Source organism: Microcoleus sp. B13-B6 (genome assembly GCF_036705405.1).
Classification (GTDB): Bacteria; Cyanobacteriota; Cyanobacteriia; order Cyanobacteriales; family Microcoleaceae; genus Microcoleus.
Window position 1 is genome coordinate 1 of the sequence record NZ_JAUBUJ010000021.1, and the last position, 15124, is coordinate 15124.

The 15124-nt window shown below is 45.1% G+C and carries 10 protein-coding genes and 3 pseudogenes; 12 read left to right on the forward strand and 1 reads right to left on the reverse strand.

The window, feature by feature from the left end; all coding sequences use genetic code 11:
- The 9 genes and pseudogenes from QUB35_RS11805 to QUB35_RS11845 form a co-directional block, all read left to right on the forward strand.
- Nucleotides 1-796: IS701 family transposase (locus tag QUB35_RS11805; RefSeq protein WP_333142098.1), on the forward strand; the 796-nt coding region annotated here is incomplete at its 5' end.
- Nucleotides 797-931: 135 nt separating this feature from the next.
- Nucleotides 932-1459: a helix-turn-helix domain-containing protein gene (locus tag QUB35_RS11810; protein ID WP_333142099.1), complete on the forward strand. Its 528-nt coding sequence runs from the start codon at nucleotides 932-934 to the stop codon at nucleotides 1457-1459.
- A gap of 138 nt (nucleotides 1460-1597) precedes the next feature.
- Nucleotides 1598-1720 carry a hypothetical protein gene (locus tag QUB35_RS11815; protein ID WP_333142100.1) on the forward strand — a complete coding sequence of 41 codons (123 nt, stop codon included), beginning with the start codon at nucleotides 1598-1600 and terminating at the stop codon, nucleotides 1718-1720.
- A 17-nt stretch (nucleotides 1721-1737) separates the two neighbouring features.
- The gene (locus QUB35_RS11820; RefSeq protein WP_333104155.1) at nucleotides 1738-2049 is read left to right on the forward strand and encodes a DUF433 domain-containing protein; all 312 of its coding nucleotides are present in this window, start codon (nucleotides 1738-1740) and stop codon (nucleotides 2047-2049) included.
- 6 nt (nucleotides 2050-2055) lie between these two features.
- On the forward strand, nucleotides 2056-2448 hold the full coding sequence (locus tag QUB35_RS11825) for a DUF5615 family PIN-like protein (RefSeq protein ID WP_333142101.1): 393 nt from the start codon (nucleotides 2056-2058) through the stop codon (nucleotides 2446-2448).
- Nucleotides 2449-3186: 738 nt separating this feature from the next.
- A pseudogene (locus tag QUB35_RS11830) lies at nucleotides 3187-3705 on the forward strand (GDP-mannose 4,6-dehydratase); the annotation flags it as partial.
- Nucleotides 3688-5043 (forward strand): annotated as a pseudogene (locus tag QUB35_RS11835) (LAGLIDADG family homing endonuclease); the annotation flags it as partial. The pseudogenes QUB35_RS11830 and QUB35_RS11835, both read left to right, overlap by 18 nt.
- Nucleotides 5044-5472 (forward strand): annotated as a pseudogene (locus QUB35_RS11840) (GDP-mannose 4,6-dehydratase); the annotation flags it as partial. It abuts the pseudogene before it with no gap.
- 192 nt (nucleotides 5473-5664) lie between these two features.
- Nucleotides 5665-7053, forward strand: a complete 1389-nt coding sequence (locus QUB35_RS11845) for a UDP-glucose/GDP-mannose dehydrogenase family protein (RefSeq protein WP_333142102.1) — start codon at nucleotides 5665-5667, stop codon at nucleotides 7051-7053.
- Nucleotides 7054-7289: 236 nt separating this feature from the next.
- Here the strand turns inward: QUB35_RS11845 and QUB35_RS11850 are convergent, their stop codons facing one another.
- Entirely contained in the window at nucleotides 7290-7760 is a 471-nt protein-coding gene (locus QUB35_RS11850) for a hypothetical protein (protein ID WP_333142103.1), read from the reverse strand.
- Between the two features lie 298 nt (nucleotides 7761-8058).
- Here QUB35_RS11850 and QUB35_RS11855 point away from each other — a divergent pair, with 298 nt between their 5' ends.
- The 3 genes from QUB35_RS11855 to ppk1 all read left to right on the forward strand — a co-directional run bounded on the left by QUB35_RS11855 (nucleotide 8059) and on the right by ppk1 (nucleotide 15102).
- Nucleotides 8059-8277, forward strand: a complete 219-nt coding sequence (locus tag QUB35_RS11855; protein WP_006632503.1) for a helix-turn-helix domain-containing protein — start codon at nucleotides 8059-8061, stop codon at nucleotides 8275-8277.
- A 162-nt stretch (nucleotides 8278-8439) separates the two neighbouring features.
- Nucleotides 8440-12438, forward strand: coding sequence for a HEAT repeat domain-containing protein (locus tag QUB35_RS11860; RefSeq protein ID WP_333142104.1), 3999 nt, complete (start codon nucleotides 8440-8442; stop codon nucleotides 12436-12438).
- A gap of 480 nt (nucleotides 12439-12918) precedes the next feature.
- On the forward strand, nucleotides 12919-15102 hold the full coding sequence (gene ppk1 / locus QUB35_RS11865; RefSeq protein ID WP_333142105.1) for a polyphosphate kinase 1: 2184 nt from the start codon (nucleotides 12919-12921) through the stop codon (nucleotides 15100-15102).
- Nucleotides 15103-15124 lie beyond the last annotated feature (22 nt).

Genomic DNA, 15124 nt, shown 5'->3' on the forward strand with positions numbered 1-15124 from the left:
CTCATTACCAGAGGGAGAGGAAGACCCAGAATTCAAGAAAAAGCCAGAAATAGCCATAAATTTAATCGACAAAACCTTAGCGAGAGGCTATAAACCAGGAATAGTGTTGATGGATGCAGGGTATGGTAATAACACCAGTTTTTTACAAGAATTAGAAAACCGAAAATTAAAATATATCGGAGGAATTGCCAAGAATCGCAAAGTAATAATAAAAAAAACAGTAGATGAAACAGAAGAAAGGAGAGTAGATAATTTAGCGAAAGCTTTACCTGTAGAAGCTTTCAAAAAAATTCAACTGGCTCTCGAACGACCGAGAACAGTATGGGTGGCAATTAAAGAAGTCGAGTTATCAAAATGCACGGGTAAGAAAGTAATAGCTATCGTCATGAATGCAGAAACTTTCGATGCCGCCACTGAAATAGATTATTTGATAAGTAATGTTGACTTATCAACAGCGACAGAGGAGTGGATAGTGAAAACTTATTCACAAAGAAATTGGGTCGAAGTTTTCTATCGGGAAGCCAAGGGCTGGTTGGGGTTAAATGAATATCAAGTCAGAGATGAAATCAGCCTGAAAAGACATTTCATTATGGTGTTTTGTGCCTACACTTTCATTCTCTGGCATACCTTAACAGGAGGATTAAGGCGCAAATGGGCAAACAAACCTTTAAACACTTTTAGTGATGCACTCGAAGCATTTCGGACAGCCATATCTTTTAGGTTTGTGAAATGGTTGAACCAAAATTGGGACGTATTCTCCGCTTATAAAGCCAGTTTAGGCTTTGTTTGGGCTTAAAATTTGTTTAAGTCCCGTTATTAGCTACTTCAAGCTACCTCTCTCGTCATTTTGGCTCATTGCACGTAGACTCGGGATATTCTACTTATAATAATCTAACTAACCATAGCTTTTATCTTACACTCATCAGTAATTATGTTAGACTTTCATCAGGAATTTTTACCCCACTCCCCTATGCCGCCAGCCGACGAGCAATTTACCGAAGCCGCAAACCACTGGGACTTAGAAAACCTCTACGCAGACCTGGCCTCAGCCAAGGGAAAACGCCTCACCCCAATGGAAAAGCTTCACCTGCGGGGGCTTCTGTGCGGTCATAGTCCCGGAGAAATAGCGGAAAAACGCCAAAAGAACCCCAAGGGAGTTGAAACTGACCTATGCGCTACCTTATATAAGTACGTCAAAAGTCTGGTGGGTAAAGGCGTTGAAAAAATAGAAAATTGGAGAAATATTGCTGAATGGCTTGAGGATGCTGGATATAAAACTCAGCCACCTGCTAAATTCCCTATTCAAGACGGTTTATCTGAAAATAGTAAAGTCAATGTAACTAATATAACTTTTGAGAATAATCAAATAAAAATTGGTGTATACCTACAAATAACTGTACCGCTACCTTCAGAACTCTCAATACAAAATCTAGACATCAACGATAACAACGGTAACTAAAATTTTGCCACAATTCAACAGATTGGTAGGGTGAAGCGACTAAAATCAGGAAGTGCGATCGCACCTTTACCCGATCGCGCGGGGCGATCGCACTTCTCTTGTGCTAGGATTCAATGAGAGCGTCAGTCACTAAAAAACATGGCAACAATTACCCTTCAAATTCCCGACGAACTGGCTCAACGTCTAGAACCTCTGCAAAATCGCTTGCCCGAACTGCTTTGGCAACTTCTAGAACTCACTAAAAAGCCCGCAACTCTTTGAGATTTTGGCGATCGATTATGACCATCAAAGAACAACTTCTCCAAACCATTGAAACACTGCCTGATGACTTGCTAGCACAAACCCTACAATTCATCCAAACCCTTCAGAATCCCATTCACAAAACTCCAGGAATTTGTGGCGGTGCAGCGCGAATTCGCGATACCCGCATTCCCGTCTGGACGATTATCGCCTACCAACAACAGGGCGCAACTGAATCCGAACTTCTCTATAATTATCCAGGACTCACCCTTCAAGATTTGCAAGCGGTTGCGAACTATTACGAACACAACCGAGAAGAAATCGAGCTGTGGCTTGCTGAAAATGAGTAACTAAAAATGCTAAAGTTTTACTCGAATGAAAACTTTCCGATCGCAATGGTTGATTTACTGCGAGCGCGTGGCTATGATGTTTTGACATCCTATGAAGCTGGACAAGCCAATCAAAAAATTCCCGATGATGAAGTCTTGATGTACGCGACAAATGCAGGGCGAGTAGTCATTACAGAAAATCGTCAAGATTTCATCAATCTCCATTCTACAACCTCAAATCATGCAGGAATTGTAATTTGTAAAGCCGATCGAGACTATGCAGGCAAAGTGCAGGTACTTCATGAATTTTTCACCCAAGATACACAGCCAATGGATAATCGTCTGCTTCGGGTGATGAAACAGAATCTTAAAGGTAGTCAACAGACATTTATACCTCATGAATACCCAAAGTCTTCTTAAAAATAATCGTGACTTTAACTGCTGCTGAGATTCCACCGCGATCGGATAGCGATACTGTATAATTCTAATTACCGTCGTCGCAGTTAGTCGATCGCGACTAAGGCCAAATAAACCGGGTTTCTCGGAAAAATATTTGCTTGCTCAACTTTATCTACGAATAAACAAGGTTTCTAGCCTCTGACCAAGAATTTCAAAGGTGGTATCCGCCACGTGATTTATCCGTGGAATCAATCCAAAATCTAAAATCTAAAATCAGAAGAGCCCCCGCATTTATCTCGCGCAAGTCAATTCTAAAATCTAAAATCTAAAATCTAAAATCGATTGACGCGCGTCAGCCCTGTTTACATAAACTGGATTAACCTATTCTCAAACAAGCCCGTGAAGCGTAGCCATACCTAGGGAATCAGCCTTTTCTTAGATAACTCAAGACAGAAGCGATCGCCTCACCAATCACAACAAACAAACAATTAATACCTATTAACTCAAAAGTGAATTATTGTCAACAGTATTTTTGCGAAAATATTGAAGCTTCACTAAAAATTGCTAGCTGACATTTACGAATTATAGCACTTTGTTCAAAGTATTGGCAAATGCTAAGTTAATTAAAGATTTAATAAAGGTGACGCAGAAGTGTTTACATGGGCGATCGCAATTTTGTTATTCTATTAGTAAGTTTCATTCGAGCGACTGAATTTTTGTACTCCAGTCCTACCCCTAAACAGAACGGCAGTTTCCACAATGAGAATTTTAGTCACAGGCGGCGCGGGTTTCCTCGGTTCCCACCTAATCGATCGCTTAATGGCCCAAGGACATGAGGTAGTCTGCCTGGATAATTTTTACACCGGGACTAAACGCAATATCCTCAAATGGTTGGACAACCCGTATTTTGAGCTGATCCGCCACGACATCACGGAACCGATTCGGTTAGAAGTAGATCAGATTTACCATCTGGCTTGTCCCGCTTCCCCAATACACTATCAGTACAACCCTGTCAAGACAATTAAAACAAACGTCATCGGCACGATGAATATGTTGGGATTGGCTAAACGGGTAAAAGCAAGATTCTTTCTCGCTTCCACTTCCGAAGTGTACGGAGATCCTGACGTACATCCACAAACAGAAGATTATCGCGGCAACGTTAATTGTATCGGGATCAGATCGTGTTACGACGAAGGGAAGCGAGTAGCTGAAACCTTATCTTTTGATTACCACCGTCAAAATGGTGTAGACATTCGAGTTGTGCGAATTTTTAACAGTTTGACAGGCGATCAAAAAGTTCTCTATTACAAAGGAGATCGACTTTATTACGAAACATTTGAGGAATGCTACAGCCGGATCGGAGGTGACATATCAAATGTTTCAGTTCCTTGCTTTGACGAACAGGGAAAAATGCGCTTAAAACCAATCTCGGCAATTTGGAAACACAAAGTGACGAAGAAAGGGTATAAAATTGCAACCACCTGGGGCAAACAAGTAAAAATTACTGAAGACCACAGTTTGTTTACTCGCGACAGCCAAGGGTTGCCTCAAGCCGTATTTGGCAAAGACTTAAAGGTTGGGGATGATGTAGCTGTTCCCAGTTACCTTCCTTTTATCGATCGTCCCTTGGAACCTTTTTACATCAGCGATAAAGTTAATGCACCAGGGCTGTGGGTAATCAGCGAGGATGCGATCGCATACTTAGAAAAATTCCGAGAGCAGATATATGGATATTTCGCTCGAAAAGGAATCAGCAATCGCCAATACTTCAGCACCATCAAAAAATACGAAGCAGGCAACAAAATCCCCTGGCAACTTTGGCAAGAATTGGGATTGCCTTTGACCCAAAAAGACAAAATAGCTGGCTATCAATCCGTCAAAGCAATCAACAATTACATCAAAAATGTCAGTGATTTCCTGTGGTTTTTGGGATTTTACTTAGCAGAAGGCTGTTTGGTTCATACAGAAAAAGACCGCCAGCTCGTATTTAGCTCAAATGTCAAATATCTGGAAAAGCTGATCCGGGTGACGCGAGAGTTATTTGGCTGCGAGTGCGAAATCAGATTTGACAAAGAGGAGAAAAGAGCGCCATCGGTTAACGTCAGGTCAAAAATAATAGTCGATCTAGTTGTCAATATTTTGGGGTTTGGCAAAGAATTAAGCACCAAAAAAGATATACCCAATTGGATTTTGCAACTTCCCAAAGAACAGTTAGTTCACTTTTTACACGGTTTCTGGGAAGGCGACGGGAATCACGACGCGAAAACAACGGGTTCGCTGCTAGTGTTTAACAGTTCCAGCCAAAAAATCATTGAAAAACTAGTGCTAATTCTAGCTAAATTCGGGATAGTTGGAAGTGTGTCGGAATTCGAGACAACAGTGCGAAAAGGAGACAGCAAAAAATACAAGTCTTACCGGATAACGGTTCAAGGGTTGGACGAGTACAGCATTCTCAATCTGGCTAATGCTAAACAAAAACTGCAAGCTCAAATCACAGGGGATTTAGCTTGGGCAAAAGTTAAAGCCATAGAAGAGTTTGAAATCGATGAGGATGTATACGACTTTTCTGTTCCCGACGGAGAGAATTTTGTAGGCGGTACTTACTGCGTTTGCTGTCATAATACCTATGGCCCGCGGATGTTGGAAAATGACGGCAGAGTAGTCAGCAATTTTATTGCTCAAGCTTTGCGGAATCAACCACTGACTGTATACGGCGACGGTTCTCAAACACGGAGTTTCTGCTACGTTTCTGATTTGGTGGAAGGATTTATTCGTTTGATGAATAGCGACAAAATCGGGCCGATGAATTTGGGGAATCCCGGCGAATACACTATATTGGAACTGGCACAAAAAATTCAAAACACGATTAATCCAGGGGCAGAAATTATCTTTAAACCGCTGCCGGAAGACGATCCAAAACAGCGACAACCGGATATTACTCGTGCTAAAACTTGGTTGGGGTGGGAGCCAACTGTGCCGCTGGATCAAGGTTTAGAGTTGACTATCAAGGATTTTCGCGATCGCATCGAGGGAAACCAAAAGTAGAGACGGGGGATTTGCCCCTACAAATCCCCCGTGGTTGGCCCAGAGATTGGTAGGGGCAAACCCCCCGTGGTTGCCCTCTAGGGGTAGGCACGGGGGCGCTACCCCTACAAGATATTTTTCCTTCTTCCTTCTTCCTTCTTCCTTCTTCCTTCGTTTTCATCTGATTTATTTACTAGCTTTGAGGACATTTGTATGCAAGTTTGCGTCATCGGTACAGGATATGTTGGCTTAGTCACCGGCACTTGTTTGGCCCACATCGGCCACCACGTGATTTGCGTAGACAACAACGAAGAAAAAGTTAAATTAATGAAGTCGGGACAGTCGCCTATTTTTGAACCTGGACTGTCTGAATTAATGTCCTCTGCATCTGCATCTGGCAATCTAGAATTTACTTCGGATTTAGCAGCGGGAGTGTCTCACGGGGATATTTTGTTTATTGCCGTGGGGACGCCTCCTTTGCCTACTGGAGAAAGCGATACTCGCTACGTGGAAGCGGTTGCTCGTGGAATTGGAGCTCACCTCGATGGCGATTACAAAGTCATTGTCAATAAATCTACAGTGCCCATCGGTTCCGGGGACTGGGTGCGAAGAATTGTACTAGACGGTTTGGCGGAACGTCAAAAACCTCACAGCGGTGACGAGGTTACTGGTGAGGAAGTAGCAGCAAAAAAAGGTGTTCAATTTGATGTGGTTAGCAACCCGGAGTTTTTGCGGGAGGGCTGTGCTGTTTTCGATACTTTTAATCCCGATCGCATTGTTCTCGGCAGCAACTCTCGGCGGGCTATGGATCTGATGCTACAGTTATACCGGCCGATTGTCGATCGCAAGTTCGCAGAAAATCCGTCTTTGCCGGAAGTTCCTGTGGTGATGACTGATATCAGTTCAGCGGAGATGATTAAGTACGCAGCTAATGCTTTTTTGGCTACGAAGATTAGCTTTATTAATGAAGTTGCTAACATTTGCGATCGTGTCGGTGCAGATGTTAGTCAAGTTGCCCGAGGTATCGGTTTAGATTCACGGATTGGCAACAAGTTTTTGCAAGCTGGCATTGGTTGGGGCGGTTCTTGTTTCCCCAAAGATGTCTCAGCTTTAGTTCACACTGCTGACGATTACGGTTACGAGGCGCATTTGCTGAAAGCGGCAGTGGAAGTTAACCAACGCCAGCGGTTCATTGCTATTGAAAAGTTGCAGCACGTTTTGAAGATTCTCAAAGGTAAAACAGTCGGACTTTTGGGTTTGACTTTCAAGCCGGATACTGACGATTTGCGGGATGCTCCAGCGCTGATTTTAATCGAGAATTTGAATCGGTTGGGAGCGAAAGTTAAAGCTTACGATCCGATTGTTTCTCAAACTGGGATGCGTCACGGTTTGTCGGGAGTTTTGGTAGAAACTGACCCGGAAAGACTGGCAGACGGTTGCGATGCTTTGGTGTTGGTGACTGACTGGGAACAGTTCCGCAATTTAGATTACGATAAAATGGCGAAGTTGATGAACCATCCGGTGATGATTGATGGCCGCAATTTCTTAGACAAGAAGGCTTTAGAAGCCGCTGGTTTCCAATATGTGGGGATTGGAAGGTAAAGAAGAGTTTTGATCGGAACCTCTATCCCGTAGGGTGCGCCGAAGCGCACCTTACATTTATCTTCCTGGTGGCAAACAATGGGAGCATCTCATATTTGCAAAAACACTTCTTTCTTCTTCCTTCTGACTCTTTTCTCCTGGCTCCTGACTCCTGACTCGTAATTCCAATTTCGAGCTTTGCTGCTTTCATTGAGATGCTCCCGCCAACAATTGCGGGTTTACCCGCCCCGCCTGCTTTAAAAATTTTCCATCAATGTTTTTTCTTGAGCGTAAACATCTCGTAGCTGTTGCAGCGCTGAGGCAGAAATTACCGATTTAACTGTAGCTACTAATTTACCCCACTCAAGCAAGCTGTCAACTGAAACAGCCGTTTTGAAGTTGTACGTATAGAATTTAGTCCAAAATTCTGGTGCTTGTGTCCGTTTCCACCGTTTGTACCATGCGACAAAATCTTGAGCACAGGGCCGTTTTACTTCTAGGATTGGCGGAAAATCGGCGTAGCTGACAAATCGACTGAGGCCTTTGGCATGAACGTACACCACGTTGTGGCAGCAATCGATCCGGTATATCTGTTCGGGTGATATGTTGAACAGGAGTGCTACTGTTTCTTCGGTGACAAATCTCGATCGCGGATTGACGATCGACGATTTGTGAATAATTTTTGATGCGCCGATCGCTGATGATCTTAGCTGATTTTCTGATATCATTGTAGTTGCATCTGGTGGTAGTAGGTAAATCTATCTCTGCTAAGTGCGATCGACAGAAATAATCTGTCGGGATTAATTTGAACTGGCGATCGTCTTTAGTTTCGTTGACTCCGCCGCAAAACGGAGACAAGCCCCGACTTCTGCCATGAGAGGCGCAAAATTTTCGACCAACGTTCAAGCTCCCAGATTCATCTTTAGAGTCAATCTAAAATCTAAAATCTAAAATCTAAAATCGAATGACCGGGGCGATCGCTTTTTGATATATTATACTAAATCCAAAATTTTGTAAATAGTGAATATGAGCAAAGGCTTAGTCAGATTGCGGGTTCGAGAGTTGGCTGCCGAGAAGGGATGGACGCTCAAGGAGGTTGCGGAGCGATCGGGCGTGGGCTACAGTACCATTAGCAATTATGCCCGTTCTCAGGGTATGGCAATGGTTGACTTTGCAGCAGTCCACAAGCTGGCTCGAACTTTTGATGTGATGATTGAGGATTTCGTGGTAATCCTAGAAAAATAGTTGAACGTTTTGCCTAAATTCAATGTGGTAGCGATCGACTTTTGATCGGACGATCGAAGTTTTGATGTGATGATTTCAGCATAGGTCGATCGCCCGCAACCAAAGTCGATCGCCTATCATTAAAGTAACCCGCTTGGAGCCTGAAATTAGGAGAACCGTTAAATGCTAGAAGCTGCGATATTGGGAGGTCTTCTGAAGGTCGCTTTCGATGGGATAGTGGGCACTCAAGCCAATGATGCAGTCAAGCATCTCTGTTTGAAGGGAGTAAAGAATCTATCACGAAATGGTAAAATTGTCAATCACGATTTAGAAAAAGCGCTGAAACGTTCTTTCCTGAAAGCTCAGCAACAAATCGCCTCGGAATGTTATAAAGAATTGGTTGAGCCGTCTCGCAGGGCTTCTAGAGGTATAGTTATTTACTTGCCTCAAGACCGTCCTTATTTAGAAGGGCTAGATAAGAAGATTAAGCAGTTAAAATCTGAAATAAACCAGGTTAACGAAGAAACAGCCCCTTCAGGTATTCCAATAGAAGGTTTAGATGAGATAGAATTGCTGCTAAGTTCCCGAAACGAGTTAAGCCAAAATCGCTTTCAAGAAGTTGAAAGTAAACTGCTGGAAATTGCACTAAAAGATTGTGATGTCACACTTTATCAAGCTAAATTAACCGAAAAATTGTTGAGCTTAGTATCTGCATACTTTGCCGAGGAAATCAAGGACAATGAAAAGGTGTTTCAGATTTTTACAGTGCAAAGTTTAAGGCGAAATGATAGCCAAACCGCCGAAAATTACGCTTTGATTGAACAGCTAAAGGCTTTGCTTGAGGAAATAGTTGAAAAGAGCCAGATTGCTTACGTGCCGATTGACTGGCAAGCTATTTGCCAGCAGATATTAGACGAGAAAGAACAGCAGCGACTGAGTAGCAACCAGCTAACTTTTGGCAACCATGAAATAGATGATGTTTATGTGCCGCTGGGACTGGTGGAACGGCAGAAAGTGACTCAGCGACGCGAGGATGTTGCGGCTGAGGAAGGTTCGGATTTATACCGGGAAAAGGAAGTTACTCAAAAATTTGAACACAGCGAGTTTCTTGAGCAAGTTATTCAGCAAGGAAGTAGCCCGAAAAGCAATGGGAAGCGGTTAGGAATTATTGGGGAACCGGGGGCGGGGAAAACAACGCTGTTGCGGCAGATTGCGAATTGGGTAGCGGCGGGAATTTCCGAGGCAATTTTAATTTGGGTATCCTTGGCGGATTTGCAGGGGAAGGAATTAGAAACCTATTTATTTGACAATTGGCTGCTGGCGGCTATTAATAGAATTGGGAAGGCTGAGGCGACGGCGGAAATTAAGGATGATTTTGTAGCACAGTTTAATGCTGAGCGCGTTTGGTTGGTGTTGGATGGGGCGGATGAGATGGCGGTGGGAGATGGCAATCCTTTGGCGGAAATTGAGCGGCAAATTAGAACCGGCGGCTGTATTCAAAAGGCGCGAATTGTGCTAAGTTGTCGGCAGAATGTTTGGGATGCGATCGGCACTGCGTTGGATACTTTTGATACTTATCGCACTCTGGAGTTTTCCTATCCCGAACAGGTGGAAATGTTTATTGATAAATGGTTTGGAACCCCCAGGGGCGGGCACGGGGGCACCGCCCCTACAGATCCCCTCGACGTAGGGGCGGTGCCCCCGTGCCCGCCCTCTCCTCCCCCGTGTCCGCCCTCTGCTGGGGGGGATCTTTCTCAACAGCTACGGGAAGCATTAGCAGCATCAGGAAAAGAGCGAATTCGAGATTTAGTGAAAAATCCCCTGAGATGTTCGCTATTGTGCGGCACTTGGCAGTCGGTGGATGGGGATTTACCGGATACTAAGGCGAAGCTTTATCAAGGGTTTGTGACAACTTTTTATCAGTGGAAAAAACCGCGCCTGAATTGGATTCAGCAGCAGGAATTGAATGCGGCTTTGGGGAAATTGGCACTTTCAGGGATGTTAAATGAAACTGCGCGGTTTCAGTTGCGAGAAAGTGTGGGATATCGGGTGATGGGTGCATCGCAGTTTGAGTTAGCTTGTCGTTTGGGTTGGCTGAATTTAGTGGCGAGGGATGGGGAGACGCTGGAAGGGATTTATGCTTTTTACCATCCGACGTTTCAGGAATATTTTGCGGCGTTGGCGGTTGAGGATTGGCACTTTTTCTTGAATCATATTCCTAAGAATCCGCAACATCCTGATGCTAGGTATCGCATTTTTGAGAAGCAGTGGAAGGAGGTTATTTTGCTGTGGTTGGGGCGTGAGGAGGTAGGGAAGGAAGAGAAGGAAGGGTTTATTAAAGCGTTGGTTAAGTTTAAGGTTGGGTGGGATAAATTTTATGGATATCGGGCATATTTTCTAGCGGCTGCGGGGATTGCTGAGTTTAAAGATTGTAGTCTTGCTGATGAGATTGTGTCGCAGATTGTTATTTGGGGATTTGGTTATTTTAATAAGCAAAAACAGGATTGGCGGACATTTCTCGATCCAATTGTCGATAGAGCAAGGGAAGTTCTGAAAGAAACCGAGCGGGAAAAGGCGATCGCAGCTTTAGTCGAGTTAATCCGCAATTCAGGTGATGAATATACCCGGAGGCTAGCGACAAAAAGCTTAGGGAAAATAGGCAAGTATCACCCAGAAACTATCTCCTATTTAGTCGAGTTAATCGGTACTTCTCAGGATGAACATACCCGGTGTGTAGCGGCAGAGAGCTTAGGGGAAATAGAAAAAAATAACCCAGTTGCGATCGCCAATTTAGTCGAGTTACTCCGCAAGTCTGTTGAGAAAAAGACCGGGAAGCGAGTGGCATATAGCTTGGGAAAAATAGGCAAAGATAGCCCAGAAGCGATTGCAGCTTTAGTAGAACTAATCCGCACTTCAGATCATAACCATTTCTACCCGCATTTCTCTCGGCATAACGTACCTACCTGTATAATATTGGCATATAGCTTAGTGAAAATAGGGAAAAATAATCCAGTTGCGATCGCCTCTTTAGTCGAGTTAATTCGCACTTCAGATCATAAAGTTACCCAAGAGCGAGCGGCAGAAATTTTAGGTAGGATAGACAAAGATAACCCGGTAGCGATCGAAACTTTATTGGAGTCAATCCGCAACTACCGTCCTAAAGATACTCGTTATCAAGCAGCAGAAAAATTAGCAAGAATCGGCAAAAATAACCCAGTTGCGATCTCCGCTTTAGTCGAGTTAATTCGCACTTCACGTCGTAATAAAGTTACCCGGTGGCGAGCGGCAGAATGCTTAGGGAAAATAGATAAAGATAACCCAGTTGCAATCAGCGCTTTAGTCGAGTTAAGCCGCAATTCCAATGAAAGGACCCGGTGGTCAGCTGCAGATAGCTTAGGTAAAATAGGCAAAAATAACCCAGTTGCGATCGCCGCTTTAGTCGAGTTAATCCGCAATTCCGGTGCTGAAAGTACCCGGTGTCAAGCGATAAAAAGCTTAGGGGCAATAGGCAAAAATCACCCAGAGGCAATCTCCGCTTTAGTGGAGTTGCTCGGTACTTCTCAAAGTGAATATACCCAGCTTCAAGCTGTATCTAGCTTAGGGAAAATAGATAACAATAACCCAGTTGCGATCTCCACTTTAGTCGAGTTGCTCGGCACTTCTGAGAATGCCTATCATCGGTGGGAATTGGGAAATAAATTAGAAAAAATAGGCAAAAATAACCCAGTTGCGATCGCCGCTTTCGTCGAGTTAATCCGCACTTCACGTGATCCAGATACCCGGCTTCAAGCGGCAGAATTCTTAGGGGAAATAGACAAAAATAACTCAGTTGCGATCGCCACCTTAGTCGAGTTAATCCGCAATTCAGGTAATGCAGATACCCGGTGTCGAGCGGCATCTAGCTTAGGGAAAATAGAGAAATATCACCCAGTGGCGATCGCGACTTTAATAGAGTTGATGCCTAATTATAACCCTGAATATTCTCTTTTTGACCCGGCAGATAGCTTACTGGAAATTATGAAAGGTAAACACTTCGCCAAAGCAGTCTCAGGTTTGAAAAATCGCCTAACTTCCGAAATCTACAAAAATAATTTTGGTCGCAATGAAAGATGTCACGGAGTCATCTGGAATTGTGCCGAAAATATGACTTACCCAGACTTTTATCAAGCATGGCACGCTTAACCCACCGCTGGAATTGCCCTTAACAGGTTTTGGGCCAAATCAAGAGGACTTGCGGAATGCGGTGCAGAGTTGGGTTGGAGGGATTGGTTTGTGATCCAGGGGCCGGACACGGCAATGCCCTTGGTGTCCACTTAACTTCAAACCCAGTCACAGACTGCTGTTTGACTATTAAAGCCCGATCCCCCCTAGCCAAGGGCGGGCACGGGGGCACCGCCCCTACGAAGGGGGGGACAAGATTCTTCTCAAAGTCAATCCCTACTCCCCAACAATCAGGGGGATTTAGGGGGATCTAGATTCGGGTAAAAATGAGATTTCTCAAAGGTTGGAGTCTTAAGTTGACACGAAGAAGGGCAATGCCGTTTCCCTACAGGCATTACAAAAACGTGCGATCGACCAAAAGCAGATGCGAACAAATCCTTTAACCTACAATACTATTTCTAGAGATGCCATCACCGAGCCTTCCAAAGACTCCCCCAAACCATGCCCAAGCCAAAAAAGACCCCCGCCAAAACCTACACTGAAATCAACCTCAGCGACCCCCAATACTACTTCAACCGAGAACAAAGCTGGCTAGAATTCAATAACCGCGTGCTCCACGAAGCCCTCGACCCCCGCACGCCCCTCCTAGAAAGGCTCAAATTTCTAGCTATTTTTAGCTCCAACCTAGACGAATATTTTATGGTGCGCGTCGGCGCCCTCAAACAACAAGTACACGCAAAAGTCAGCAAATTAACCTCCGACGGCCGCACGCCCCAACAACAGCTAGATGCCCTGAACAAGCGGCTTTTGCCGATGGTTACTCAGCAACACGCCTATTTTGAGCAAACCCTGCGGCCGAAACTAGCAGCAAGCGAAATCTACATTCTCGACTACATTGACCTCAATCAAGAACAGCGCAATTACTTGCACCGCTACTTCAAAGAACAAGTATTTCCCGTACTCACTCCCCTAGCAGTTGACCCCAGCCACCCATTCCCCTACCTTTCAAACCTCAGCCTCAATTTAGCAGTAGTAGTCAGGGACCCCGACACGCGGGAAGAATTGTTTGCCCGCGTCAAAGTACCGCAGGTTTTACCGAGGTTTGTGCCGCTACCGGGGGATTTGCAGTGGCAGCAGAGGGGCAAATCTCCGGTTTGGACTGGCGTCCCCCTAGAACAGGTGATTGCCCACAATTTAGAAGCTTTGTTTCCGGGGATGGACGTTGAGGAATATCACCCGTTCCGCATTACTCGCAATTCCGATTTGACGGTGGAGGAAGATGAGGCGGAGGATTTGCTGCTGGCAATAGAACAAGAACTCCGCAAGCGCCGGTTTGGAGGTTCTGCGGTGCGGATGGAAATTCAAGCGATTATGCCCCCTGCGCTGCGAGATATGCTGATGGAGGAGCTGGAGCTCGGTGAGCAAGATGTTTACGTCGTAGAGGGGCTGCTAGGCCTCAAGGATTTGATGTCTTTTGTGGGGCTGCCGGTGCCGGAACTGAAAGACCCGCCTTGGACTCCGGTTGTGCCACCACGCTTGCGGAACTCGGAATCGGCAAGGATTTTAGACAAATCGAGGTTGGATGCTGAAGAGGGCGAGGATATTTTCACCACCATCCGGCAGGGGGATTTGATGCTGCACCATCCCTATCACTCGTTTGCGGCGACGGTGCAGCGGTTTATTACTGAGGCGGCGCACGATCGCTCCGTGTTAGCGATTAAGATGACTTTATACCGCACTTCTGGTGATTCGCCGATCGTCAGCGCCTTAATTCAAGCCGCGGAAAACGGCAAGCAGGTAGCCGTTTTAGTAGAGCTCAAAGCTAGGTTTGACGAAGAAAATAATATTAATTGGGCTCGCAAGTTAGAACAAGCTGGAGTCCACGTAGTTTACGGTTTGGTGGGACTCAAAACCCACACCAAAATTGTGATGGTAGTGCGTCGCGAGGACGGGTACATCCGCCGCTATGTCCACATCGGCACTGGCAATTACAATCCCAAAACAGCCGGACTGTATACCGATGTGGGTTTGTTGAGTTGTCGCGAGGATTTGGGATCGGATTTGACGGATTTGTTTAATTATTTGACTGGTTATTCGCGACAGGTATCTTATCGCAAATTATTGGTGGCACCGGTCAATATGCGCGATCGATTTTTAGCTTTAATCCGCCGCGAGGCAGAATTCTGCCGCTTGCAGGCCGAAGGCGGCATCGGTAGCTGTGGCCGCATTGTCGCTAAAATGAACGCTTTAGTTGACCCTCAAATCATTGTTGCTTTGTACGAAGCTTCGCAAGCGGGAGTTAAAATTGATTTGATTATTCGGGGGATTTGCTGTTTGCGTCCCGGCGTTGAGGGTGTTAGCGAAAATATCCGAGTTATCAGTATTATCGGCCGCTTTTTAGAGCATTCTCGGATGTTTTATTTTTTCAACGGTGGCGACGAAGAGGTGTATATTGGTTCTGCTGACTGGATGCAGCGCAATCTCACCAGACGGGTTGAGGCGATCGTTCAAGTGGAAGACCCGACAATTGCTAAGGAATTGCAAGAAATTTTGGGTGTAATGCTGGCTGACAACCGCCAAGCTTGGGATTTGCAGCCCTCCGGACACTACTCTCAGCGGCGGCCGCCTGCTAATTGCCCGGAGGTGAGCTCTCAGCAAATTTTGATGGATATGGTTTTGAATTAATCATTAGGAATGGGGCATGGGG

Bases quoted from the DNA above. Each gene is read 5' to 3' on its own strand.
- QUB35_RS11820 (WP_333104155.1), top strand. From the start codon at position 1,738: ATGACCATCAAAGAACAACTTCTCCAAACCATTGAAACACTGCCTGAT.
- QUB35_RS11850 (WP_333142103.1), bottom strand. From the start codon at position 7,760: ATGATATCAGAAAATCAGCTAAGATCATCAGCGATCGGCGCATCAAAA.
- ppk1 (WP_333142105.1), top strand. From the start codon at position 12,919: ATGCCCAAGCCAAAAAAGACCCCCGCCAAAACCTACACTGAAATCAAC.
- QUB35_RS11825 (WP_333142101.1), top strand. From the start codon at position 2,056: ATGCTAAAGTTTTACTCGAATGAAAACTTTCCGATCGCAATGGTTGAT.
- QUB35_RS11815 (WP_333142100.1), top strand. From the start codon at position 1,598: ATGGCAACAATTACCCTTCAAATTCCCGACGAACTGGCTCAACGTCTA.
- QUB35_RS11810 (WP_333142099.1), top strand. From the start codon at position 932: ATGTTAGACTTTCATCAGGAATTTTTACCCCACTCCCCTATGCCGCCA.
- QUB35_RS11860 (WP_333142104.1), top strand. From the start codon at position 8,440: ATGCTAGAAGCTGCGATATTGGGAGGTCTTCTGAAGGTCGCTTTCGAT.
- QUB35_RS11855 (WP_006632503.1), top strand. From the start codon at position 8,059: ATGAGCAAAGGCTTAGTCAGATTGCGGGTTCGAGAGTTGGCTGCCGAG.
- QUB35_RS11845 (WP_333142102.1), top strand. From the start codon at position 5,665: ATGCAAGTTTGCGTCATCGGTACAGGATATGTTGGCTTAGTCACCGGC.